This window comes from Kocuria rhizosphaerae (assembly GCF_044462265.1).
GTDB classification, from domain to species: domain Bacteria; phylum Actinomycetota; class Actinomycetes; order Actinomycetales; family Micrococcaceae; genus Kocuria; species Kocuria rhizosphaerae.
The window spans coordinates 25,799-49,522 of record NZ_JBISWL010000115.1 but is presented as its reverse complement, the minus strand read 5'-3'; the positions used below and the strand labels follow the sequence as shown (position 1 = coordinate 49,522).

Annotated in this window: 21 protein-coding genes and 1 riboswitch; of the genes, 8 read left to right on the top strand and 13 right to left on the bottom strand. The window is 74.7% G+C overall.

Going from position 1 to position 23,724, the window contains the following annotated elements; translation table 11 throughout:
• The 3 genes from ACH9EU_RS13795 to ACH9EU_RS13785 all read left to right on the top strand — a co-directional run.
• Positions 1 to 393: 2Fe-2S iron-sulfur cluster-binding protein (locus tag ACH9EU_RS13795; protein WP_396414488.1), on the top strand; the 393-nt coding region annotated here is incomplete at its 5' end.
• 67 nt (positions 394 to 460) lie between these two features.
• A complete protein-coding gene (locus tag ACH9EU_RS13790; protein WP_396414487.1) occupies positions 461 to 1,576 on the top strand; it encodes a fatty acid desaturase in 1,116 nt (371 codons plus the stop codon).
• Between the two features lie 172 nt (positions 1,577 to 1,748).
• Positions 1,749 to 3,311 carry a DUF2867 domain-containing protein gene (locus ACH9EU_RS13785; protein WP_396414486.1) on the top strand — a complete coding sequence of 521 codons (1,563 nt, stop codon included), beginning with the start codon at positions 1,749 to 1,751 and terminating at the stop codon, positions 3,309 to 3,311.
• 1 nt (position 3,312) lies between these two features.
• Here the strand turns inward: ACH9EU_RS13785 and ACH9EU_RS13780 are convergent, their stop codons facing one another.
• The 5 genes from ACH9EU_RS13780 to ACH9EU_RS13760 all read right to left on the bottom strand — a co-directional run bounded on the left by ACH9EU_RS13780 (position 3,313) and on the right by ACH9EU_RS13760 (position 8,198).
• Positions 3,313 to 4,176: a rhodanese-like domain-containing protein gene (locus ACH9EU_RS13780; RefSeq protein WP_396414485.1), complete on the bottom strand. Its 864-nt coding sequence runs from the start codon at positions 4,174 to 4,176 to the stop codon at positions 3,313 to 3,315.
• A 10-nt stretch (positions 4,177 to 4,186) separates the two neighbouring features.
• A complete protein-coding gene (locus tag ACH9EU_RS13775; protein ID WP_396414484.1) occupies positions 4,187 to 4,729 on the bottom strand; it encodes an SRPBCC family protein in 543 nt (180 codons plus the stop codon).
• A 220-nt stretch (positions 4,730 to 4,949) separates the two neighbouring features.
• On the bottom strand, positions 4,950 to 6,137 hold the full coding sequence (locus ACH9EU_RS13770) for a cystathionine gamma-synthase (protein WP_396414483.1): 1,188 nt from the start codon (positions 6,135 to 6,137) through the stop codon (positions 4,950 to 4,952).
• A gap of 8 nt (positions 6,138 to 6,145) precedes the next feature.
• Positions 6,146 to 7,489, bottom strand: coding sequence for a PLP-dependent transferase (locus ACH9EU_RS13765; RefSeq protein WP_396414482.1), 1,344 nt, complete (start codon positions 7,487 to 7,489; stop codon positions 6,146 to 6,148).
• 14 nt (positions 7,490 to 7,503) lie between these two features.
• A riboswitch (SAM riboswitch) is annotated at positions 7,504 to 7,640 on the bottom strand.
• A gap of 75 nt (positions 7,641 to 7,715) precedes the next feature.
• Entirely contained in the window at positions 7,716 to 8,198 is a 483-nt protein-coding gene (locus ACH9EU_RS13760; RefSeq protein ID WP_396414481.1) for an AsnC family transcriptional regulator, read from the bottom strand.
• Positions 8,199 to 8,439: 241 nt separating this feature from the next.
• On the opposite strand from ACH9EU_RS13760, the gene ACH9EU_RS13755 reads away from it, so the two are divergent.
• The 3 genes from ACH9EU_RS13755 to ACH9EU_RS13745 are packed head-to-tail and all read left to right on the top strand — an operon-like array spanning position 8,440 to position 12,154.
• A complete protein-coding gene (locus ACH9EU_RS13755) occupies positions 8,440 to 9,615 on the top strand; it encodes a thiamine pyrophosphate-dependent dehydrogenase E1 component subunit alpha (protein WP_396414480.1) in 1,176 nt (391 codons plus the stop codon).
• Positions 9,612 to 10,661: a transketolase C-terminal domain-containing protein gene (locus tag ACH9EU_RS13750; protein ID WP_396414479.1), complete on the top strand. Its 1,050-nt coding sequence runs from the start codon at positions 9,612 to 9,614 to the stop codon at positions 10,659 to 10,661. The genes ACH9EU_RS13755 and ACH9EU_RS13750 overlap by 4 nt, the downstream gene beginning before the upstream one ends.
• Before the next feature lie 2 nt (positions 10,662 to 10,663).
• Complete coding sequence (locus ACH9EU_RS13745) at positions 10,664 to 12,154, top strand: 2-oxo acid dehydrogenase subunit E2 (RefSeq protein WP_396414478.1); 1,491 nt, start codon at positions 10,664 to 10,666, stop codon at positions 12,152 to 12,154.
• 127 nt (positions 12,155 to 12,281) lie between these two features.
• Here ACH9EU_RS13745 and ACH9EU_RS13740 read toward each other — a convergent pair whose 3' ends face one another.
• The 7 genes from ACH9EU_RS13740 to ACH9EU_RS13710 all read right to left on the bottom strand — a co-directional run bounded on the left by ACH9EU_RS13740 (position 12,282) and on the right by ACH9EU_RS13710 (position 19,931).
• Positions 12,282 to 13,538: an alpha-hydroxy-acid oxidizing protein gene (locus ACH9EU_RS13740; RefSeq protein ID WP_396414477.1), complete on the bottom strand. Its 1,257-nt coding sequence runs from the start codon at positions 13,536 to 13,538 to the stop codon at positions 12,282 to 12,284.
• A 79-nt stretch (positions 13,539 to 13,617) separates the two neighbouring features.
• Positions 13,618 to 13,779 (bottom strand): hypothetical protein, encoded by a 162-nt coding sequence (locus tag ACH9EU_RS13735; protein WP_396414476.1) that lies wholly within the window; start codon positions 13,777 to 13,779, stop codon positions 13,618 to 13,620.
• A gap of 169 nt (positions 13,780 to 13,948) precedes the next feature.
• Entirely contained in the window at positions 13,949 to 15,130 is a 1,182-nt protein-coding gene (locus ACH9EU_RS13730; protein WP_396414475.1) for a prenyltransferase, read from the bottom strand.
• On the bottom strand, positions 15,127 to 15,489 hold the full coding sequence (locus ACH9EU_RS13725; protein ID WP_396414474.1) for a lycopene cyclase domain-containing protein: 363 nt from the start codon (positions 15,487 to 15,489) through the stop codon (positions 15,127 to 15,129). The genes ACH9EU_RS13730 and ACH9EU_RS13725 overlap by 4 nt, the downstream gene beginning before the upstream one ends.
• Positions 15,486 to 17,996 carry a phytoene desaturase family protein gene (crtI, locus tag ACH9EU_RS13720; RefSeq protein WP_396414473.1) on the bottom strand — a complete coding sequence of 837 codons (2,511 nt, stop codon included), beginning with the start codon at positions 17,994 to 17,996 and terminating at the stop codon, positions 15,486 to 15,488. Before crtI ends, ACH9EU_RS13725 begins: the two co-directional genes overlap by 4 nt.
• A complete protein-coding gene (locus ACH9EU_RS13715) occupies positions 17,993 to 19,105 on the bottom strand; it encodes a polyprenyl synthetase family protein (protein WP_396414472.1) in 1,113 nt (370 codons plus the stop codon). Before ACH9EU_RS13715 ends, crtI begins: the two co-directional genes overlap by 4 nt.
• A gap of 34 nt (positions 19,106 to 19,139) precedes the next feature.
• Positions 19,140 to 19,931: a winged helix DNA-binding protein gene (locus ACH9EU_RS13710; protein WP_396414471.1), complete on the bottom strand. Its 792-nt coding sequence runs from the start codon at positions 19,929 to 19,931 to the stop codon at positions 19,140 to 19,142.
• A gap of 38 nt (positions 19,932 to 19,969) precedes the next feature.
• On the opposite strand from ACH9EU_RS13710, the gene ACH9EU_RS13705 reads away from it, so the two are divergent.
• Both ACH9EU_RS13705 and ACH9EU_RS13700 read left to right on the top strand, forming a co-directional pair.
• Positions 19,970 to 20,749, top strand: coding sequence for a glycosyltransferase (locus ACH9EU_RS13705; protein WP_396414470.1), 780 nt, complete (start codon positions 19,970 to 19,972; stop codon positions 20,747 to 20,749).
• Positions 20,746 to 21,324 carry a hypothetical protein gene (locus ACH9EU_RS13700; protein WP_396414469.1) on the top strand — a complete coding sequence of 193 codons (579 nt, stop codon included), beginning with the start codon at positions 20,746 to 20,748 and terminating at the stop codon, positions 21,322 to 21,324. The genes ACH9EU_RS13705 and ACH9EU_RS13700 overlap by 4 nt, the downstream gene beginning before the upstream one ends.
• Here ACH9EU_RS13700 and ACH9EU_RS13695 read toward each other — a convergent pair.
• Positions 21,315 to 23,519 carry a S8 family serine peptidase gene (locus ACH9EU_RS13695; protein WP_396414468.1) on the bottom strand — a complete coding sequence of 735 codons (2,205 nt, stop codon included), beginning with the start codon at positions 23,517 to 23,519 and terminating at the stop codon, positions 21,315 to 21,317. The genes ACH9EU_RS13700 and ACH9EU_RS13695 overlap by 10 nt on opposite strands.
• Positions 23,520 to 23,724: the final 205 nt, after the last annotated feature.

Here is a 23,724-nt window from a genome sequence, read left to right as displayed (position 1 = left end):
GACTGGCGGGACCGGGCGGCCTACGCGTGCGGGCCCGCCGACTTCCTCGACGCCGCCGAGTCCCTCTGGCAGCGGGAGGAGGGGCAGCTGCGCGTCGAGCGCTTCGCAGCGCCCGTCGCGCCCGGAACCGGCGGTGCGGGCGGTCGCGTGACGTACGAGAAGTCCGACGCGGAGGTCGACTCCGACGGCGCCACGACCCTGCTGGCCGCCGGCGAGGACGCGGGTCTCATGATGCGCAGCGGCTGCCGGATGGGGATCTGTCACGCGTGCGTGACCCCGCTGCTCTCCGGCCAGGTCCGGGACACCCGCACCGGCGAGGTCCACGGCGAGCCCGGGCACCTCGTGCAGACGTGCGTCTCCACGGCCGCCGGGCCCGTGAGCCTCGACGCCTGACCCGTCGTTCACCTCGTCGTCCTCTTCTCGTCCCCCTTCCCCAGACCCGTTCCCGAAGGAGCGCGCCATGACCATCGTCACCCCCTTCCTGCTCGACTCCGGTGGAGGCACCCGCACCACCAAGCCGTCCGCCGCCGCCCACCTCACCGACGAGCAGATCGAGGAGCTCGGCCGTGAGCTCGACGCCCTGCGCGAGTCCGTGATCGCCACCCGCGGGGCCGCGGACGCGGCCTACATCCGCCGGGTCATCGGCGTCCAGCGCTCGCTCGAGCTCGCCGGGCGCGCCACGCTGCTGTTCGCCAAGCACAAACCCGCCTGGATCGCCGGCACCGGCATGCTGACCGTCGCCAAGATCCTGGAGAACATGGAGATCGGCCACAACGTGCTGCACGGCCAGTGGGACTGGATGCGCGACCCCGACATCCACTCCACCACCTGGGAGTGGGACTTCGTGACCCCGTCCAAGGCGTGGCAGCACACCCACAACGACCTGCACCACACCTGGACCAACGTCCTGGGCAAGGACCGCGACGTCGGGTACAACATCTTCCGCGTGGACGAGGAGCAGCCCTGGAAGTGGTGGAACCTGGGCAACCCGCTGTACAACGCGCTGCTCGCCCCCGTCTTCGAGTGGGGGATCGCGATCTACGACCTCGAGCTGGACGAGGTCCGCGAGGGGCGCAAGCCCAAGTCCGAGCTCAGGCGGTCCCTGAAGGCCCTCGGGGCGAAGTTCGCGAAGCAGGCCGCCAAGGACTACGTGGCCACACCTGCTGCCGCGGCACTGACCGGGTCCGCCAAGCAGGCCCTGACAGGGACCCTCGCCGCCAACGCCGCCCGCAACGTCTGGGCGCACGCCGTGATCTTCTGCGGCCACTTCCCCGAGGGCGTGGACACCTTCACCGAGGAGCAGATCGAGGACGAGACCCGCGGCGACTGGTACGTGCGGCAGATGCTCGGCTCCGCCAACATCTCCGGGTCCAAACTGATGCACCTGATGACCGGCAACCTCTCCTTCCAGATCGAGCACCACCTCTTCCCGGACCTGCCCTCGAACCGCTACGCGGAGGTCGCCGTGAAGGTCCGGGAGATCTGCGAGCGGTACGGGCTGTCCTACACCACCGGGCCGCTGCCGAAGCAGGTCGGCTCCTCCTGGGCGAAGATCTTCCGCCTGGCCCTGCCCTGACCCGCCCCCTCCCGCTCCCCTCCGGGGGTCGGCCCGGCTGATGCCGTCCTCCGCTGCGGAGGGCGGCATCAGCCGTACGACCGCTCGAACCGGTGGAGCGGCGGCGCGGGGCGGCGCCGGGTGGTGCCGGGCGTCGTTGGTAGGCTCACCGGACCCGCACGAAAGGCAGGCCATGAGCTCTCCCCAGCGCGTCCTCATCACCGGTGCCACCGGCTACGTCGGAGGGCGCCTGGTGCCGCGCGTGCTCGAGGCCGGCCACCGGGTCCGCGTCGCCGTCCGGTCCCCGGGCAAGCTCCGGTCCGTGCCGTGGCGGGAGCAGGTGGAGATCCACGAGACGGATCTCAACGACCTCGCGGGCATGACCGCCGCGTGCCGGGACGTGCACACCGTGTACTACCTGGTGCACTCCATGGGCGGCTCCCGGCACTTCGAGGAGCAGGAGGCCGAGATGGCCCGGACCGTGGCGCGGGCCGCCGAGCAGGCCGGGGTGCGACGGATCGTCTACCTCTCCGGGCTGCACCCGGAGGGCGTGGAACTCTCCCAGCACATGCGCTCGCGGGTCCGGGTCGGCGAGATCTTCCTGGCCGGCACGGTTCCGGCGGTCGTCCTCCAGGCCGGTGTGGTCATCGGCTCGGGCTCGGCGTCCTTCGAGATGATCCGCCACCTCGGCGACACCCTGCCCGTGATGCCGGCGCCGTCATGGGTGACCAACAGCATCGAGCCCATCGCCGTGCGGGACGTCCTGTACTACCTGGTCCGCGCGATGGACCTGCCCGAGGACCTGAACCGGACCTTCGACATCGGCTCCCGGGACGTCATGACCTACGCGGACGCCATGCGCCGCTACGCCCGCGTGGCCGGGCTGCGACGGCGCCGGGTGTTCCACCTGCCGCTGCCCCTTCCGCGCCTGTCCGGGTTCTGGGTGGGCCTGGTGACGCCCATCCCCCTGGACCTTGCCGTGCCGCTCGTCCAGTCCCTGCAGCACGACGCCGTGGCGAAGGAGCACGACATCGACGACCTCGTCCCCCTGCCGCCGGGGGGCCTCACCGGCTACCGCCGCGCCGTGGCGCTGGCCCTGCAGAAGATCGAGGACAACAGCGTGGAGACCACGTGGGACGTCCACTACGGCTCGGCCGAGGCCGCCGCCGACCCCTTGCCCTCGGACCCGGACTGGGCGGGCCGGACGGTCTTCGTGGACGAGCGCAGCCGCACCGGTCCCGCCCGGCCGGAGCAGGTGTGGCGGGTCGTCGAGTCCATCGGCGGGCGCAACGGCTGGTACTCCCTGCCCCTGGCCTGGCGGGTCCGCGGCGCGGTGGACAAGCTGGTGGGCGGCGCCGGTCTGAACCGGGGGCGCCGCGACCACACGGACCTCCGGGTGGGAGAGTACGTGGACTGGTGGCGCGTCGAGGACCTGGAGGAGGGACGCCGGCTGCTCCTGCACGCGGAGATGAAGGCCCCCGGTCGTGCGTGGCTGGAGCTGTCCGTGGAGCCCGAGGGCACCGGCAGCCGGTACCGGCAGCGCGCGATCTTCTTCCCGAAGGGCCTGCCCGGCCGGCTCTACTGGTGGGGCGTCTGGCCCTTCCACGGGCTGATCTTCCCGTCCATGGCCCGCAACATCCTGGCCGCGGCCCACGCCCTGGACGGCGGTGCCGAGGGGGACGTCCTCGGGCAGCGGTCTGCCGCGAAGGGAGCATCCGGGCACGGGGCCCCGGCGGAGGACGCGTCCCGCGACTGACTCAGCCCGGACCCGCCACCGGCCGGGGGCCGGGGCGGCCCCACTCGCTCCAGGAGCCGTCGTAGACGGCGACGTCCTCGCGCCCGGCCAGGTGGGCGCCCAGGGCGAGCACGCACGCGGTGATGCCCGAGCCGCAGCTGGTGACCACGCCGTGGCCCTCGGGGACGACGGCGTCGATCCGCTCCCTCAGCCGCGGGAGCGGCAGCAGGTGCCCGTCCGGCCCCTGGAGCTCGGTGTACGGGAGGTTGACCGCTCCCGGCATGTGCCCGGGGCGCAGGCCCGGCCGCGGCTCCGGCTCCGTGCCCGCGAACCGTCCCGCCGAACGGGCGTCGAGGACGGTCGCGTCGGGGGCGGCCAGGGCACGGGCGACGTCGTCGGCCCCCACGAAGAACCCCGCACGGGGCACCAGCTCGACGTCGCCGGGCTCGGCCGGGGGCGCGGCGTGCGCCCCGGTGGGTCGGCCCTCGGCGACCCAGGCGGGCAGGCCGCCGTCGAGGACGGCGACGCGCCCGAAGCCCGCGCTGCGGAGCATCCACCAGACCCGGGGGGCGGCGAAGAGGCCCTGACCGTCGTAGGCGACGACCGTGCTGCTCCGGCGGATGCCCAGCGACCGGGCCGCCGCGGTCAGCCGCTCGGCGGAGGGCATCGTGTGCGGCAGCTCCGAGGACGGGTCCGAGAAGGGACCGTCGAGGTCCAGGAGCAGGGCGCCGGGGACGGCCTCGTCGGCGCGGTTCATGACAGAGCTGGCATCCACGAGCACCAGCCGGGGGTCGTCGCGGTGCTCGGCCAGCCACCCCGTGCTCACCACGGGCCCGGGGAGCTCGAGCGGGGCGGTGGCGTCGTCGGCAGGGATGCTGGGGTCCATGGGCCTCAGACTAGGACGTGTCGCCGTCGATGTCCCCCAGGTGCCGGATCCGGTCGTCCGCGGGGCCGTGTCCGAGCGTCCGGACGAGGTCCTGGAGCCGGTCCGTCGCCTGTGCCCAGCCGTCGTGGAAGCCCATCTCCGCATGCCGGTCCCTGTCCTCCTCGGTCCAGTGGAGGGCGCGCACGACGTGGCGGGTCCGGCCGTCCGCGTCGGACAGGTCGACGACCGTCGTCATGAACGGCACGACCGCGGGCCGGCCGGCGGGGATCCAGCCCGGGGCGAAGGCGTTGGTGAACACCAGCCGCCGCTGCGGAACGGCGTCCAGGAACACCGCGACGCCGTCGGACAGCTCGCCGCCCGGCCCGCGCATGACGATGTGGGACGTTCCCCCGGGACGCGGCTCCAGGGTCTTCACCTCGGTCGTCCAGGACCGGGGGCCGAACCACTGCTCCAGCAGTGCGGGATCCGTCCAGCAGCGCCACACCACCGAGCGGGGGGCGTCCAGGACGCGCTCCAGCCGCAGCTCGAGACCCTCGGCCTCGTCTTCGGTCATCGGGCCTCCTCGGTGGTCCGAGGAATGCAGGGGTCGCCGTTCGGGGCGTCTCCCCAGTGGAACGGTTCCGCCCCGGCCGCGACAGGACCGAGGCCCGGCACCTCGACCACGGCATGGGTCCGGGCGACGCTGTGCCCGTTGACCCCGTTGACCCCGTTGACCCCGTGGCGCCCGGACGCCGAGCCGGCGGCGCCGGGGACCGCCGGGCAGGACCGGCCGATCAGGCGGTCAGCGCCCGCTCGAGGTCCTCCAGCTGGTCCTCGACGTCCTCGATCCCCACGGAGAGCCGCACCAGGTCCACGGGGACGGCCAGCGCGGTGCCCCGGACGGTGGCGTGCGTCATCTCGGACGGGTAGCAGACGAGGGACTCGACCCCTCCCAGGCTCACGGACAGCGCGTAGAGCCGCGTGCCCTCCGCCGCGGCACGGGCCGCCGCCTCTCCCCCGGCGAGGCGGAAGGAGACCATGCCGCCGAACCCGCGCATCTGCGCGGCGGCCAGGTCGTGGCCCGGGTGCTCCGGCAGCCCCGGGTAGAGGACCTGGGTGACCTCGGGGCGGCCGAGCAGCCACTCCGCGATCCGCTGCGCGCTCTCCTGGTGCCGTTCCATCCGCAGGCTCAGGGTCTTCAGCCCGCGGGCCGCGAGGTAGCTGTCCTGGGGACCGGCCACGGCCCCGGCCGCGAACTGCTGGAACGCGACCGTCTCGGCCAGCGGCGCTCCGCGCCACTCGGCCGCGCCCACGACCACGGCGCCGCCGAGGACGTCGGAGTGCCCGCCGATGTACTTCGTGGTGGAGTGCACCACGGCGTCCGCGCCGAGCAGCAGCGGGTTCTGCAGGTACGGGGAGGCGAAGGTGTTGTCGACGACCAGCAGCGCCCCGGCGTCGTGGGCGAGCTGCGCCCACGCCGCGACGTCGGCGATGCCGAGCAGGGGGTTGGACGGCGTCTCGAGCCACAGCACGCGGGTGGCGCCCGGGCGGAGGGCGGCGGCCACGGCGTCGAGGTCGGTGATGTCCACGGGCGTGGAGGCCACGTCCCACGGGGCGAGGACCTTGGTGATCAGCCGGTTCGTGCCGCCGTAGCCGTCGGCGCCGAGCACGACGTGCTCCCCCGGTCTGAGCACGGCCCGCAGCAGGGCGTCCTCCGCAGCGATCCCGGAAGCGAAGGCGAACGCCCGTTCACCGTGCTCGAGCGCGGCGAGCTGCTCCTCGAAGCCGCCGCGGGTGGGGTTCGAGCCGCGGGAGTACTCGTGCCCGGCGCGCAGGACGTTGATCCCGTCCTGGGCGAACGTGGAGGTCTGGTAGATGGGCGGGATCACTGCCCCGGTCAGGGGGTCCGGCGCCTGACCGGCGTGGACGGCGGTCGTCGTGAAACCGCGCGTGCGGACGCGGTGCGGTGCGGTGGAGGTCATGTCGCGGCTCACTTCCCGGGGGTCGAGGTGGTCTCGAGGACGCGGTCGAGGGCTTGGCGGAGGTCTGCCACGAGGTCCTCGGGGGACTCGAGGCCGATCGAGAGCCGGATCGTGGTCTCGGCGATCCCGCCGGCGATCCGCTGCTCGGGCGTCAGCCGGCAGTGCGTCATGGCCGCCGGGTGGACGACGAGGCTGCGGGTGTCGCCGATGTTGGCGACCAGCTTGAACAGCCGGAGGCTGTCGATGAACGGCCCCACGGCGTCGTCGGGGGCGGCGAGGTCGAAGGAGAACACGGACCCGGTGCCGCGCGGGAAGTCGCGGGCCGCGATCCCGGCGCCGGGGTCACCGGGCACTCCCGGGTGGTGCACCCGGGCGACGGCGGGGTGGCCGGCCAGGAACTCGGCGACCGCGAGTCCGGAGGCGGTGTGGCGGGCCACGCGCAGGTCCAGGGTCTCGATGCCCTGGATGATCTGGCTCGCGTTGAACGGGGACAGCGTGGTCCCGAGGTCGTGGACGTACTTCGCGCGGACCAGGTGCAGGTAGGGGCTCGCGCCGGCGCAGCGGTCCACGAGGCTCCGGCCGCCCCACCGGGCGCGGGCCACGGTGAACTGGGGCCACTTCCCGGGCTGCGCGCTCCAGTCGAACGTCCCCCCGTCCACCACGGCGCCGGCGAGGGAGTTGCCGTGGCCGCCCAGGAACTTGGTGGCCGAGTGCACGACGATGTCCGCGCCCTTCTCGAACGGGCGGTACAGGGCCGGGGACGCGACCGTGTTGTCGACGACGACGGGCACCCGGGCGGCCCGGGCGACGTCGGCGATCCCGGGCAGGTCCGGGAGGGTGGCCAGCGGGTTGCCGATGGACTCGAGCAGGAACGCCCGGGTGTCCGGGCGGACCGCCGCGGCCCACTCGCCCGGGGTGGTCGGGTCCACGAAGTCCACCTCGACGCCGAGGTCGGCGAACGAGTCGGTGAGCAGGTCCACGGTGCCGCCGTAGAGCTTCTCGGAGGCCACGAGGTGCTTGTCCTCGCCCTGGCCGAGCAGGGCCAGCAGCGCGACGGCGACGGCCGACTGCCCGGAGCCGGTGGCCACCGCGCCCGTGCCGCCCTCGAGATCGGCGATGCGCTGCTCGAGCACGCTGACGGTCGGGTTGCCCGTGCGGGTGTAGGTGAAGCCGGGCCGCGTCTGCGCGAACATGTGCTTCGCGGCCTCGTAGTCGGGGAACTCGTACGCCGCGGACTGGTAGATCGGCACCGTCAGGGTGCGCTGCGTGACGACGTCCTGGGTGCCCGCGTGGATCTGGCGGGTGGCGAGGTCGTGGTCGGCCACGTCGTGCTGGGTCACGGGGAGGGACAAGGCGATGCTCCTGCTGCTTGCTCTTACCCGCACCGGTCGGCCGCGGCGGGCTCGCCGCGGAGGATGCAGGCCGCTTCCTCATCCGAACCACCCACTGAGCATGGGGTTGGTGCGTGACCAAGTCGGAGCTTGGCGGTCACGTCTCGTGAAGCTGGATCAACAGTAAGCGCGCCGCTCCCGGGTGTCCCACCGCGACGCAAGATGACGCCCGTGACGGATCATGACGTCATCCGCCCGAGTACGACGCCCCCGAGTACGACGCGCTCGTGTCGACGTCCTCGAAGACCAGGAACGTCTGGGTGTCCACGACGCCGGGCAGCTGCTGGATGTGCTCGAAGATCACCTGGCGCAGGTGGACGGTGTCCACCGCCCGCACGAGGAGCATCACGTCGAAGGTGCCGCCGACCAGGGCGATGTGGTGCACCGCCGGAATGGCCTGCAGCTGCGCACAGAGGTCCCGCCAGGTGTTCTGCTGGAGCTTGAGCGTCACGTAGGCGGAGGCCTGCAGCCCCGCGCGCACCGGGTCGACCACCGCGCTGTAGCGCAGGATGACGCCCTCGTCCCGGAGCCGGTTGATGCGGGCGTAGGCGTGCGCCCGCGAGACGTGCACCGCCGCGGCGATCGCGGTCACCGACTGGCGGGCGTCCCGGGTGAGCTCGGAGAGGATCCTGCGGTCGGTCTCGTCCAGCGGGACGGGCGTGGAGGGCACGGGGAGCTCCTTCGGGTGCGGTCCGGACCTGCGTCCCGACCGGAACGGACGAACGCATGTGCTCCAGGCCACACTAGAGCATTTCGTCCACCGCAATTGCGTCCATGACTCCACTTTTCTGCACTTCTGCCGTGCCCTGGATACGAAGGCGTTCCTGTTCCCATACTTGGCGGACAGAGCAGAACCCGCCCTCCTGCCGTCCCGGCTCCGGGACCCGGGCGGGACCGACCGAGGGGACACCATGAGCCAGACCGTCGAGACCCCCGGGGACCCCATCCTCCGGGCCTCCCAGCGCTTCGGGATCACACCGGAGCAGTACATGCTCCCGGCCCGCGGCGAGATCCGGATGGTCGACCCGTCCGGACGCCTCCTGCCTCCCGCCGAGCAGGGCACCGAGCCCGGCCACGAGTACCCGCTGCCGCCCGAGGACGTGCTGCTGGAGGCCTACGAGAGGCTCGTGGTCGGCCGCCGGGTCAACGACCAGAACTCCGCACTGGTGCGCCAGGGCCGGATGGCGGTCTACCCGTCCAGCCACGGCCAGGAGGCCTGCCAGGTCGCCGCGGCCCTGTGCCTGCACGAGGGCGACTGGCTGTTCCCGACCTACCGGGACACCGTGGCGGTCATGACGCGGGGGGTGGACCCCCTGCAGGCCATGGCGATCTTCCGCGGCGAGTGGCACAGCGGCTACGACCCCCACGAGCGCCACGTGGGCATCCAGTCCACGCCCCTGACCACGCAGCTGCTGCACGCGGTCGGGGTGGCCCATGCCGCCAAGCTGCGCGGTGAGGACACCGTGGTCCTGGCGATGTGCGGGGACGGCGCGACCAGCGAGGGCGACTTCCACGAGGCCCTCAACTTCGCGGCGGTGTTCAAGCTGCCGGTGGTGTTCTTCGTGCAGAACAACGGCTACGCGATCTCCGTGCCGCTGGCCCAGCAGTCCGCGGCCCCGACGCTGGCCCACAAGGCCGTCGGCTACGGCATGGCGGGCGAGCGCGTGGACGGCAACGACCTCGTGGCCCTGCTCGCGGCCCTGCGCCGGGCGGTCGACCTCGCCCGCTCCGAGTCCGAGCCCCTCCTCGTGGAGGCCCACACCTACCGCATGCAGGCCCACACCAACGCCGACGACGCCACGCGCTACCGGGACGACGCCGAGGTGCAGGAGTGGATCGCGAAGGACCCGGTCACTCGGATGCGCGCCTACCTGGACGCGCAGGGCGTGCTCGAGGACGACGCGGAGCGGCGCATCGCCGCGCGCGCCGAGGAGGTCGCCACGACCCTGCGGGACGGGATGAACGCCGAGGTGCGGATCGACCCGCTCGAGCTCTTCCGCCACGTCCACGCCGAGCAGACCCCGCAGCTCGCCGAGCAGGAGCGCTTCCTGGCCGACGAGCTCGCCCGAGAGGAGACCGAGAAGTGAGCACCCTCGAAGCCCCCGCCCCGCCCGCCGGCGCCCCGGCCGCGAAGCCGGTGACCCTGGCCCAGGCCCTCAACACCGCCCTGGCCGACGCGATGGCCGCCGACCCCGACGTCGTCGTCTTCGGCGAGGACGTCGGCACCCTCGGCGGCGTCTTCCGGATCACCGACGGGCTCACCGAGCGCTTCGGCCGCACCCGCTGCTTCGACACCCCGCTGGCCGAGTCCGGGATCGCCGGCATGGCCGTGGGCATGGCCATGAACCGGATGCGCCCGGTGATCGAGATGCAGTTCGACGCCTTCGCCTATCCGGCGTTCGAGCAGATCGCCTCGCACATCGCGAAGATGCACAACCGCACCCGCGGTGCCGTGACCCTGCCCATCGTCATCCGCATCCCGTACGCCGGCGGGATCGGCGGCGTGGAGCACCACTGCGACTCCTCGGAGGCCTACTACGCCCACACCCCCGGCCTGAAGGTCTTCACCCCGGCCACCGTGGAGGACGCCTACCTCATGCTCCGCGAGGCGGTCGACTCGGAGGACCCCGTGGTGTTCTTCGAGCCCAAGAAGCTCTACTGGTCCAAGGCCCCGGCCGACCTGGCCGAGCTCCGGGACCGCTACGAGCAGGGTACGCACGGGCGCCGGGAGGGCCGCGCCGTCGTCGCCCGACCCGGGGACGACGTGACGATCCTGACCTACGGGCCCTCCGTGCCCACCGCCCTGGCCGCTGCCGCCGCCGCGGCGGCGGAGGGCCGCTCGCTGGAGGTCGTGGACCTGCGCACCCTCGTGCCCTTCGACGACGAAACGGTCGCCGGGTCGGTGCGGAAGACCGGCCGCGTGGTGGTCGTGGCCGAGGCCCCCGGCTTCGCGTCCGTGGCCTCGGAGATCGTGGCCCGGGTGCAGGAGCGCTGCTTCCACTCCCTGGCCGCACCGGTGCGCCGGGTGACCGGCTTCGACATCCCGTACCCCGCGCCCAAGCTCGAGGAGTACTACCTGCCCAGCGTCGACCGCATCCTCGACGCCGTGGACGACCTGCAGTGGGAGGACTGACCATGACCGTGAGGACCTTCACCCTCCCCGACCTCGGCGAGGGCCTGACCGAGGCCGAGCTCGTGACCTGGCTCGTCCGGGTGGGCGACGCCGTCGCCGTCGACCAGCCCATCGCGGAGGTCGAGACCGCCAAGTCCGCCGTGGAGGTGCCCTGCCCCTTCGCCGGGACCGTCCACGAGCTGCACGGCGCGTCCGGGCAGACCCTCGACGTGGGCGCACCCCTGATCTCCGTGGACACCGCAGACCGTGCCGGAACCCCGGCCCCGGAGGGCGGGGGGCCGAAGGGCGGTCAGTCCTACCGCGAGGAGGAGCAGGCCGGGACCGACCCGTCCTCGGGCCCCGAGCTGACCGCGGGGACCTCCTCCGGGGGGTCCGACGACGACGCCGGCTCCGGCAGCGTGCTCATCGGCTACGGCACGCCCGGCGGCGGCACGGCGGGGCGCCGGCGCAGGCCGCGACGGACGCCCGCCGCCCCCGCGGACACGGGGACGGCCGGTGCGCAGCGGGCCGCCGCCCACGACGCGATGGCCTCGTCCCCGCGGCTGGCCCCCACCGTCGTCTCCCCGATCGTGCGCAAGCTCGCCAAGGACCGGGGCGTCGACATCTCCACCGTGCGCGGTTCCGGGCCCGGCGGGCTCGTGCTGCGCCGGGACGTGCTCGCCGCGGCCTCGGGGCCGGGCACGCCGGCTGCCGCCCCCACCGGGGCGTCGGCCGGCGCGGCGTCCCGGGCGGAAGGGGCCGCCGCGTCGCCGACCCCGGAGCTGCCCGCCACCGATCCGCGGACCGGGCTGGGCGTCGCGGGGCGCACACCGGTGACCGGGGTCCGCAAGGCCGTCGCCCAGGCGATGACGCGCTCGCGCGCCGAGATCCCCGAGGCCACGGTGTGGGTCGACGTCGACGCCACACGGCTCGTCGAGCTGCGGGCCGAGCTCAAGGCGCAGGATCCCGCGGCGCCGGGGCTCATGGCGCTCATCGCCCGGTTCGTGCTCGCCGGCCTGGCCCGCTACCCCGACCTGGCGTCGCGGATCGAGACCCGGGAGGACGGCGGCCAGGAGATCGTCCGCTTCGCCGGCGTGAACCTCGGCTTCGCGGCGCAGACGGACCGCGGGCTCGTCGTGCCGAACGTCCGCGACGCCCACACCATGAGCGCCCGCCGGCTCGACGCCGAGCTCAAACGGCTCGCCGACCTGGCCCGGGCCGGCAAGGCCTCCCCCGCCGACCTCACCGGGTCCACGTTCACCCTCAACAACTACGGGGTGTTCGGCACGGACGGGGCCGCGGCGATCATCAACCACCCGGAGGTCGCGATCCTGGGCATCGGGCGGATCATCGACCGCCCGTGGGTGGTCGACGGGCAGCTGGCCGTCCGCAAGGTCACGCAGCTGTCGCTGGCCTTCGACCACCGCGTGTGCGACGGCGGGGTGGCCGGCGGCTTCCTGCGCATGGTCGCCGACGCGGTCGAGAACCCCGCGTCGGTGCTCGCCGACCTCTAGTCCGCCACCGGCCGCGAGGGGTCGTGCCACGCCGGAACGCCGCACCGACGCGGCACGACCCCTCCGCCGGGCGGGCAGGCCGGGCCGGCCGGCGGGGCGGGTCAGCCGGGCCGGCCGGCGGGGCGGGTCAGCCGGGCCGGTCCGTGACGGCCGCCCGGCGACGGAGGTCCGGGTGGTGGCGGGTCCCGAGCAGCTCGGGGCCGAGGTCGCGGACCGACGCGGCGCCCATGAGCTGCATGCTGATCCGGATCTCCTCCGCCAGCAGCTCGATCGCGCGCTCCACGCCGGCCTGCCCGCCGGCCATCAGCCCGTACAGGTAGGCCCGGCCGATCAGCACGAAGTCCGCGCCCGCGCACAGCGCCGTGATGACGTCCGCTCCGCTCATCACGCCGGAGTCGAGGATCAGCTCGACGTCCGCGCCGACCTCGTCCCGCACCTCGGGCAGGGCGTGCAGGGAGGCGGGGGCGCGGTCCAGCTGCCGGCCGCCGTGGTTGGAGACGACCAGGCCGTCGGCCCCGGCGGCACGGGACCGGCTGGCGTCCTCCCGGGTCAGCACCCCTTTGACGAAGAGCTGCCCCGGCCACTCGGAGCGGATCCACTCGAGGTCCTCGAAGGACAGCGCCGGGTCGAACATCGCGTTGGTGATGGTCGGCAGGTCCGCGCTCGTGCCGGAGAGGGACGCGAAGGTCAGGGGGTCCGTGGTGAGGAAGTTGACCCACCACTCGGGCCGGTGGGACGCGTCGGCCAGCGTTCGCAGGGTGAGCTTCGGCGGGATGACCATGCCGTTGCGCACGTCCCGGAGCCGCTGTCCCGCCACGGGAGTGTCCACGGTGACGAGCAGCGTCCCGTAGCCGCTGGCCGCCGCGCGCTCGAGCAGGTCCCGGGACCGGGCCCGGTCCTTCCACAGGTACAGCTGGAACCACCGCGTCGCGCCGGGCCCCGCGGCGGCGACCTCCTCGATCGAACGGGTGCCCATGGTCGACAGGGTGAACGGGATCCCGGCCCGCTGCGCGGCGCGCACGCCGCCTGTCTCGCCGTCGGCGTGCATGAAGCGGGTGAATCCGGTGGGGGCGATCCCGAACGGCAGGGCGGAGCGGGAGCCGGCGATCGTGGTGGACAGGTCGGGGGCGGCGATCCCGTGCAGGATGCGCGGCAGCAGCTCGACCGAGTCGAAGGCCTGCCGCGAGCGCTCCCGGGTCAGCTCGCGCTGGGCCGCGCCGTCCGTGTAGTCGAACGCCGGCCGCGGGGTGCGGCGGCGGGCGATCCGCCGGAGGTCCCAGAGGTCGGCCGCCCTGGACAGCCGTGCGGCACGGCGGTCGAGGGTCGGGGGCTCGAACCGCATGAGCGATCGCAGCTCGGACCACCGGGGCAGACGTCGCTCCATCGCGGACCTCCTGGTCGGTGTGCTCCCGCCCACCCTACGGCGCACGGCCGCCGTCCGGGCGGCACGCGGGGGCCGCCGGTCAGTCGGTCTCGGGACCGCAGCAGTACGGGCAGTCCCACTCGACCTGCGCCCAGCCGTCCTGCGGGCCCACGTGGACGCAGTGCAGGTGCGGGGCGTCCACGGCGGCGTTCCGGTGCGCGGGCTTCGTGGCACGAGGTGTCGGGAGAAGGTCGACGGTCATGATTGCTGCTCCTCGGGGAAGAACGCTGTCCGGTCGCATGCCGGCCGGTTCCTCCAGTATGAGACAGCTCACACATCAGCAACAGCGGAAGTTTCCGACGACTACCGGTCAGCAGAACTGATGAGTGGCTCCGGCCCGCGGCGCCGCCGGGGAGCGCGGGAGGCCGGTCTCAGCGGGTCAGCGACCAGCTCCAGATCAGCAGCATGGTCACCAGGAAGCCCGTCACGTAGTTGAGCCACAGGAACCTCTTCCAGCCCCGGTTGGCGCGCTCGCACCCGGCGTCGTCGATGGTGAGGAACGGCACGAGGTTGGCCAGGTACGGCAGGACGAGGAAGGACGCCAGCGGCCCGGGCCACGGGGTCAGGAGCAGCAGCGTCCCCGCGACGGCGTAGAGGACCGCGGCGGCCCGGACGGTGGCGCGGGCGCCCAGGACCGTGGCGATCGAGCGCAGCCCGCCCTCGCGGTCCGCCTGCACGTCCTGGACGGCGCCGAAGGCCTGGGAGGCCATGGACCACAGGAAGAACGCTCCGCACAGGGCCACGGTGCCCGCGGACCAGCCTGCCCCGGCGAGCACGAGCCCGTACACGGCCGGGGACACGAAGTGGGTCGCCGAGGTCGCCGAGTCCAGGAACGGCACCTCCTTGAACCGCAGGCCCCGGAGGCTGTAGGCCACCACCGCGAACAGGCTGACGGCGAGCACGGCTCCCGCCGCGGCCCCGCCGGCCGGGAACAGGTGGAGCAGGAACGGCAGCGCGACCAGCACGGAGCCCACGAGGATCATCCGGTGCTCGGAGCGGTCCACGAGCGCTCCCTCGACACCGCCCTTGCGGGGATTGCGGAGGTCGGACTCGTAGTCGAAGACGTCGTTGATCCCGTACATCAGGAGGTTGTAGGGAAACAGGAAGAACAGCGTGCCCACGACCAGGGACAGGTCCACCCGGCCGGTGGTCAGCACGTAGGCGGCCGCGAACGGGAAGGCGGTGTTGATCCAGGAGACGGGCCGGGACGTGGCCACGAGCGTGCGCACGGTGGAGCCCAGCCGCCCGCGCTCGGCGAGCCCCCACCACAGGGCCGGGAGGAGGAGCAGGGCCGCGAGCGGGTACGCGAGGTCCTCGACCGGCGCCAGCCCGATCCGCAGCCCCGTGATGCGCCCGTCCCCGTAGTCGAAGAGCCCGGCGGCGATCATGAGGCTGTCGAAGACCACGGTGAGCACGGCCAGGACCGCGAAGCACAGCGCGAGGACCGGCACGGCCCGGCGCGGTGGGGGCGCCGGGGAGGGCCGGCGCACGAGCAGGGTCGCGGGCACCACGGCGAGGGCGAGGAACACGGGGATGATCAGCGCGTAGGTCACGGGGCGCCCGCCCCCCGGGAGGCGGCGGGGGCGGAGCGGCGGGCCGTGAACTGCTCCACGAGCCGGACGAGGTTCATGGTGAGGTAGCAGAGGAAGACGAGGAACACGATCTCCTCGACCGGCAGCTGGGGTGCCACCATCCAGCCGGTCGCGAAGCGGCTCGGGCTGTGCCGGAAGATCCCCAGGCCGATCCCGGCGAGGTCCCACGCGAGGAAGAACACGAGGCCGGCCGCGAGCACGAGCGCCGCCCGCCGGGGGTCGTGGGCCAGGAAGAGCTTCCGCCGCACGTCCAGGACGACCATCCCGGCGAGGCTCAGGAGCAGGCAGCCCAGGTAGGCGAAGCCGTACAGCGAGCTCATGCGCCCGGCACCGGCGGCTCGGCGAGCGGTCCCGTGGAGGTGTCCCCGCGCAGGTCCTTGAGCAGGATCTCCGCGCTGATCAGGCACATCGGCAGGCCGATCCCCGGCAGGGTCGAGGCCCCGCAGTAGTGCAGGCCGGCGACCCGGCGGCTGCGCGTGGAGCCGCGGAAGAACGCGGACTGCCGCAGGACGTGGGCGGGGCCGAGCACGTTGCCCCGCCACGAGTTGAGGTCCCGCCGGAAGTCCTCCGGGCCCACGGTGTGGCGCAGCACGATCCGCTCCCGCAGGTCGGGGATCCCGGCCCACGCGGCGATCTGGTCCAGCACCCGGTCCGCGACGGCCTCGACCGCCGGGGCCCCGGTGCCGTCCGGACCGCCCGCGCCCAGCCCGGGGTCGGCGGGCACGGGGACGAGCACGAAGAGGTTCTCGTGCCCGGCCGGGGCCACCGTCGGGTCGGTGGCCGAGGGCTTGCACACGTACACGGACGCGGGGTCGGGCACGCTCGTGGGCTCCACGAAGATCGCCCGGAAGTTCGCGTCCCAGTCCTCGGTGAAGAACAGGCTGTGGTGCGGCAGCTCCGGCAGGGCGCCCCGCACGCCGAGCATCACGAGGACGGCGCCGGGGCCGCTCTGGCGACGGTCCCACCAGCGCTGCGGGTAGGTCTGCAGGGCGGGCGGGAGCAGCCGGGTCTCGGTGTGGTGCAGGTCGGCGGCCGAGACGACGACGTCGGCGGCGAGCTCGTGCTCCGCGCCCTCCCCGTCCCGCCACACGACGCCGGTGGCCCGGGCCGGCCCGGCGGAGGCCCGCGACGTGGTGATCCGCACGACGTCGGCCTCCGTGCGGATCCGCGCCCCGTGCGCGACGGCGAGCCGCTCGGCGGCCTCGACGATCCGGTGGAAGCCGCCCCGGGGGTACTGCACGGAGTCCGCGAGGTCCATGTGGCTCATCAGGTGGTAGAGCGAGGGCGTCATCCGCGGGGCCGAGGCGAGGAAGACGGCCGGGTAGCCGAGCACCTGCCGCAGCCGCGTGTCCTGCACGGTCCGTGCCGCGAACCCGTGCAGGGAGCCCGTGAGGTGCCGGACGAGACCGGGCAGGCCCCGCACGACGGCGCGGGTGAGCAGCGGGGCGAACGACGTGTAGGACGTGTACAGGAAGTGGTCCACGGCGAGGGCGTAGGTCCGCTCGGCCGAGGCCAGGTAGGCGCGGATGCGCGCGCCGGCGCCCGGTTCCACGGACTCGAACAGCGCCACGGTGTGCTCGAGGTCGGAGCGGATGTCGAGGGGCTCCGGGTAGTTCTCGCCCCACACCCGGTAGGCCGGGTCCAGCGGAACCAGCTCCAGCTCCCGGGCCGCGCTGGAGCCCATGAGCCGGAAGAAGTGGTCGAAGACCTCGGGCATCAGGTACCAGGACGGCCCGGTGTCGAAGCGGAAGCCGTCCCGCTCGAGCAGCCCCGCGCGCCCGCCCGTGGTCGCCCCCCGTTCGAGCACCTCGACGTCCCAGCCGTCCCGCGCGAGCAGACCGGCGGCGGCGAGCCCGGCGATGCCGGCGCCGACCACGACGGCACGCCGTCCCCGGGGCGCCGCGGCCCGCCGCTCCCCCGGTGCCGCGGCCCGGCGGCGGGGGCGCGCCCTCGCGACGGCGGCCGCCGCCAGGGCGGCCTTGCGCGGGTTCGGGACGCGCACACGGGAGTCCAGCAGCTGCCGGGCGGGAGTGGCGCGGATCCGCGCGGCCAGCTCCCGGAACAGGTCGTGCGCCGTCAGCACCGCGGCCCGGGAGGAGACCGGGAGCTCGCCGACCACCGCGCGGGCGGCCGCGAGGTCGGCGTCGATGTCGTCCAGGAGCCGGCGCTTGTCGGCCTCGGAGAACTCGTGCGGCTCCACCCCCGGGAAGTACACGCGGCCGAGCTCGCCGAAGTCCTGGGCGAGGTCGCGCAGGAAGTTGACCTTCTGGAAGGCCGCGCCCAGCCGGCGCGCCCCCGCCTCCAGCCCCGCCCGCCGCCGGTCGTCCACGGGGTGGCCCGCGAGGAAGACCCGCAGGCACATCAGCCCCACGACCTCGGCGGAGCCGTACACGTACGCGTCGAGGGAGTCGGCGCTGTGCCGGTGCTCGGCCAGGTCCGCGCGCATCGACGCGAAGAACGGGCGGACCAGCTCCGCGCCGATCCCGGCCAGGCGGGCCGTGCGGGCGAAGGCGTGCACCACGAGGTTGCTGCTGAACCCGCGGTCGATCGCGGCGTAGGTCTCGGCCTCGAGGTCGTCGAGCAGCTCGCGGGCACCCTCGGCGGGGACGCCGGCTCCGGCGCTGGCGCCGTCGACGATCTCGTCGGCGATGCGCACGAGGGCGTAGACGGCGTAGACGTGCGGGCGGACCTCCGGGCCCAGCAGCCGGCAGGCGAGGCCGAAGGACGTCGAGTAGCGGCGGATCACGGTCGCGGCGGCATGCCGGGCGGCGTCGTCGTACCTGGCGGCGGCCTCGGCCGGCGACCCGGCGTGCTCGCGGGCGCTCACCGGATGCGCTCCGTGGCCCCGCCCACGATGCGGCGCAGGTCCTGCTCGAGGGCCGGGGGCAGGCGGGCGTCGTCGAGCAGCGCCCGCGCCTCGGCGGCGCACCCGGCGACCATGTCCTCGACCTCCTGCCGCGCCCCGCACCGCTCGAGCAGCTCCCGCGCCCGCCGGGCCTGCTCCGCGTCCACCTGTCCGCCGGACCCCTCGAGGAGCGCGTCCAGCTCCGCGCCCGCGGGCGTGCGCTGCGCCGCGGCCACGAGCATCGTGCGCTTGCCCTCCCGCAGATCGCTGACCACGGACTTGCCGGTGGCCTCCGGGTCCCCGAAGACACCGAGCAGGTCGTCCACGAGCTGGTAGGCCGTGCCCACGGTGCGGCCCAGCCGGCCGAGGACGGCCACGTGCTCGGCAGGGGCTCCCCCGAGCACGCCGCCGGCCTGGAGCGGGGTCTGGAAGGAGTACACCGCGGTCTTCAGGCACGTGGCCGTGAGCACCTGGTCCCGCGCCGGCCGCGCGCCGGGCAGGGCGTGGTCGACGTCGAGCAGCTCGCCCGCGGCCGAGCAGAAGAGCGCCTCGTCGATCAGCTCGAGCAGTTCCGGGAGCCGTTCGGGCGAGGCCCCCGAGCGGGCCACGAGCCGGTAGGCCCCGGCGAGGGCGAGGTCCCCCGCGATGACTCCCACGCCGACCCCGTACTGGCGCGCCCGGTCCGGGGCGGCCCCGGCCGCGGACGCGCGGGAGGCCGCGGCGGCGTTGACGGTCGGCTGGTGCCGGCGCTGCTCGTCCTGGTCGATGACGTCGTCGTGGACGATCAGCGCCGTGTGCAGCAGCTCGAAGGCGGCGCCCACGGCGTCCACGACGGGGTCGGGCTCCCGGGCCGGATAGGAGGCGGCGGCCATCCGCACGAGCCGGGGACGGATCCGCTTGCCCCCGGCACTGAGCCGGGCCACCTCGCCCCAGAGCCGGGCGTAGCCGGGGGCCAGGGCCCGCGCCCGGTCCGTGGCCTCGGCCAGGAAGCCGTCCAGGGCCGAGTCCCCGCCGCCGGCCGGAGCGGTCCGCGCCCCCGAGTCCGGGCGGGCGCCGGGGATCGCCGATGCGCGCGAGAAGACGGTCACCATGCCCCCATTCCACCACAGTCTTTCGAAAATCGAATCAGTTGGTCGCTCCGGCGTGCGGATCCGGGGATGCCGCACCCGGGCCGGCGTCGGCGTCCGCCCCGGAGGCTTCGCGCCCCGTCCCGGCCCCGTCGGCGTGGTCCTCCGCGGCTCCGTCCTCGCCGGCCCCGTCCCGCCCGGCCCCGCCCTCGCCGGCCCTGCCCTTTCCGGCCCCGTCGCGTGCGTCGTTCTTCTCCGCGTTCTTCTCCGCGTTCTTCTCCGCGTTCTCCTCCGCGTTCTCCTCCGCGTACTCCTCCGCGGCGCGGCGCCCGGCACGACGGACGGCCTCGGTGAGCTCGGGCAGGCGGCGGCGCAGCACCTCGATCTCCTCGTCCGTGCAGTCGTCGAGCACCCCCAGGACCTCCTCGGTGAGGGCGGCGAACATCTGCCGTCCGGAGCGGTAGGCGTGCTCGGTGGCGCGGAGACTGACCTCCCGCCGGTCGTGGGGGTCCACGGAGCGCACCAGGTGTCCGGCGGTGACGAGACGCTTGATCACGCTGGTCGTGGCCGAGCCGCTCAGCACGAGCCGGCGGGCGACGTCCCCCGCCCGGACCGGCCGTCCCGCCCGGTTGGCCTGCATGACCTCGTTGAGGGCGTGGACGTCCTTGTGGGCCAGTCCGAAGCGGCGCCGGACCTGGTCCGCGTAGCGCTCCGCCTCGGTGCTGAAGAGCTGCAGGAGGAACAGGACGTCGAACCCGCGCCGGTCACGGTGGACGCCCTCCTCCGCGGCGCGCGGCGGTCCGGGCACGGTGGCGCCGGGCGCCCGGGTCCTGCCCTGCTCGGCCTGCATGTGGCGATTCTAGGCGCAGGGCGCGGGAGAATGGGCCCATGAACGGACCGCGCGCCCTCCCCTCCCGCCGCCCCGGGGACCCCACCGTCTCCGTGGTCGTCCCGGCGCGCGACGACGCCGTGCACCTCGCCCGGTGCCTGCGCCTGCTCGCCGCGCAGACCCGCCCGCCGGACGAGGTCGTCGTCGTGGACAACGCCTCGCGCGACCGCACCGCGGAGGTGGCCCGGGCCGCGGGGGCGCGCGTGGTGCACGAGCCGCGGCCCGGGATCCCGCCGGCGGCGGCCACCGGGTACGACGCGGCCCGCGGCGACGTGGTCGTGCGCTGCGACGCCGACACCGTGCCGGCCCCCGAGTGGATCGCGGCCCTGCTCGCGGCGCTGGGGGACCGGCCTGACGTCGTGGCCGTGTCCGGGCCCGGTCGCTTCAGCGGACTGCCGCCGGCGCTGGGCCCGGCGCTGTCCCTGCTCTACGTGGGCCTGTACGTCGCCACCACCGCCGCCGCCCTGGCCCACCCTCCCCTGTTCGGCACCAACATGGCGATGCGCCGCTCCTGGTGGCTCGAGGTGCGGGACGGGGTGCACCGGGACGATCCCGAGCTGCACGACGACTTCGACCTGAGCTTCCGCCTCGCCCCGGGTCGCCGGATCCGCTTCCGTCCCGGGCTCTCGGTGGGCATGTCCGCCCGGGCGCTGCGCCCCGGGCGGCCCGCCGTGCGCCGGCTGGCCCGGGCGCTCCGGACCCTGCGGGTGAACTGGGCCGAGGAGCGGCCGTGGGAGCGGTGGCACGCACGTCTCGGCCACCGCGCGGACCGGCCGTGACGGCTCTCCTCCTCGCGGTCCGGTGGGCGGGGCCGCTGTCCGTGCTGCTCACCGCCCTCGTCTACGACGCCGCCGGGGCGGCGGTGATGATGCTGGTCTGCCTCGGCGTGACGGTCGCGTGGCGGGCGCGGCCGCCCGCGGCCCTCGAGCTCGGCACCGACCTGGTGCTGCTGCTCGCCGCCTGGAGCTCGGTGCTCCTGCTCTACGAGCGGCTGACCTGGTGGGACCTGGTGGTGCACTTCGCGGCGACGGCGGTGCTGGCGGAGCTCGGCTTCCGGGCCCTGGAGCGGTGGGGCGGGCTCTCCGCCGCACGGGCGGTGTCCCACGTGCTCGTGGTCTGCGCCCTGGGCGCCGCGCTGGCGCTGCTCTGGGAGTACGCGGAGTTCGTGGGCAACGCGACCGTGGACCCGCGCGTGCAGGTGGGGTACCGGGACACGCTGGGGGACCTGGCCGCCGGCACCGCGGGCGCCCTGACGGCGGGAGCAGTGGGCGCGGCGGCGCGGAACCGGGCGGGCCCGGCACGGGGCGGGTCCGGGGACCGGGGCGTGCGCGCGGACGGGCGGGGTCAGCGGTAGCTGACCGAGGTGCCGCCGGCCCGGTAGGCGATCGCGCCGCCCTGGAAGCGCTGGACCACGGAGTCCCCGACCGCGTACTCCTGGGACACCGGCAGTCCGAGCCGGCCGCTCTCGCCGCCGAGGCCCGCGTGCGCACGACCGATGGCTCCGTGCAGCGAGTGGGCGCCGGTGGCCGCGGACCACAGGATCCGGCCGTGCTGGAAGGACTGGTGGGCGACGCCGGTGGATCCGGCACGCTCGTCGCCCAGAGGGTGACCGAGCACGCCGCGCTCGCCGCCCGTGGACGCGTGGCGCGCCCCGATCGCACCGTACAGCGCCGCCGCCCCGGTCGCTGGGCTCCAGACGATCCGGCCGTGGCGGAAGAGCTGGTGGACTCCCCCGGCGCCGTTGTCCTGCTCGCCGGTGCGGGGGTAGCCGAGGGGACCACGGACGTCCCCTCCCCGGTTCCAGGCTCCCTGGACGGCGCCGTGCACCCACTGGGCGCCCGTGGCGGGGCTCCAGTAGATCGCGCCGCGGGCGAAGTGCTGGAAGCAGCCGCCCTGCGGGAGACCGCAGACCTCCGGGGACCGCGGGGCGCCCGTGGCGACCCTGATCCGCTCGTAGAGCGCGCCGATGGCGCCCTTCGTGGGGTAGCCGCCCTGCACGGCCACCCGGGAGACGGCCTCCTGCGGGTTCACCAGGCCGGCGCCGCAACCGCCCGGACACCCGCCGGGCAGGGGGCGGGCCGTGGCGACCAGAAGGTTCCGGACCTGCGCCGGCGTCAGCGAGGGATCGGTCTCGCGGACCAGGGCCACGACCCCCGCGACGGCCGGGCTGGCCATGGACGTCCCGAACTTGTTGGCGTAGCCGCCGGTGCCGGGGGTGGTCACGCCGTTGTTGGCGGTCGAGAGGATCTGCGCCGGGCCGTCCCCGCCGGGCGCGGCCAGCGTGACCCGGCCCCAGTTGGAATAGGGCGCCCGGGAACCCGAGGCGGTGGACGAGGCCACCGAGATCACGCCCCGGCAGTTGGCCGGCGACTCCTGGACGGCGTCGTGGTTGCGGTTGCCCGCCGCCGCCACCACAACGGCCCCGCGGGCGGTCGCGCTGTCGACCGCGTCCTGCAGGACCGCCGGGCACACGCTGGAGACGAAGCCCAGACTCAGGTTCACCACGGTCGCCGGGTTCCGGTTCCGCGCGGTCGGCGGGACGTCCGCGCCCACCGCCCAGGCGGTCGCCACCGCGATGTCCGAGAGGTAGCCCTCGCCGCAGGCCCCGATCGCGCGCACCGGCAGGATCTTGGCGTCGTAGGCGACGCCGGCCACGCCGGTCCGGTTGTTGGCCCGCGCCGCGGCGATGCCGGCCGTGTGGGTGCCGTGCCACGAGGAGCGGACGGCCGTGCCTCCGGACGCGCACTCGCCGGCCCCGCCGTAGTCGCCCTCGTCCCGGGGGTCGGGGTCCCAGCCGTCGCCGTCCCGGGAGTGCCCGGACTGCACGACGCCGCCGTGCAGCGAGACGAAGTCGTAGCCGGGCAGCACGTTCGCGTCCAGGTCCGGGTGGCGGGTGATGCCCGTGTCGACCACCGCGATGGTCTGGCCCCGGCCGGTCGCCGACCCCCACACGTCCGGCAGACCGAGCCCGGCCGCCGTGCGGTGGAGGCTCCACTGCGCCGTCGGGAAGTAGGGGTCGTCCGGGACGGAGGCGATCCGCACGAGGTGGTCCGGCTCGGCGTACTCGACGGCGGGGTCCTCCTCGAGCTCTGCCACGAGGGCGTCGAGCCGCCCCGCGTCGAGGACCTGCCCTGCCGTCACGACCCGGGCCGAGTCCACGGTCGGCCTGAGTTCCTGGAGGTCCGGGACGGCGGCCGCCGTGCCCGGGAGCCCCGGACCCCGCCCTCCGGGGCGGTCCGCGGCTCGCTCCGCGGCCGCGTCGTAGACCTGTTCACGGGCTTGGGCGCCGGGCTCGGCGCCCTCGGCGAACTTCACGATGATCCGGTCGGTGACGGGCCCGCCGGCCGGGGCGGGCGCCTCCGGGGAGACCTCCGCGACGGTCTCCGCGACGGTGTCCGCGGTGTCCCCGCCCGCGCTCCGGGCGGGGGCCGGCACGGCGGGCCGGGCGTCGGGCGAGTCGTCCGGCTGGGCCGCGGCGACGCCGACGGGGGCCAGGACGAGCAGTGCGGCCAGGGCGCCCGCGAGGGCACGGCCGCGGTGGGGGGTCATGAGGTCTCCAGCCGGTGGGGGGCGCGCAGGGCGCGGCCCGGATCCTGCGGCGCACCGCCCACGGGGTCCACGGGCCCGGACGTTGCGTCAGCGAACAGCCTACGGAGCGCGGGCGGCCGGTGCCCACTGGCGATTGCTTCTGTTACCCAATGGGTACGCCAGGACGCCGCGAGGACCTGCCTGGGCGGGTCGACGAGCGCCGGGT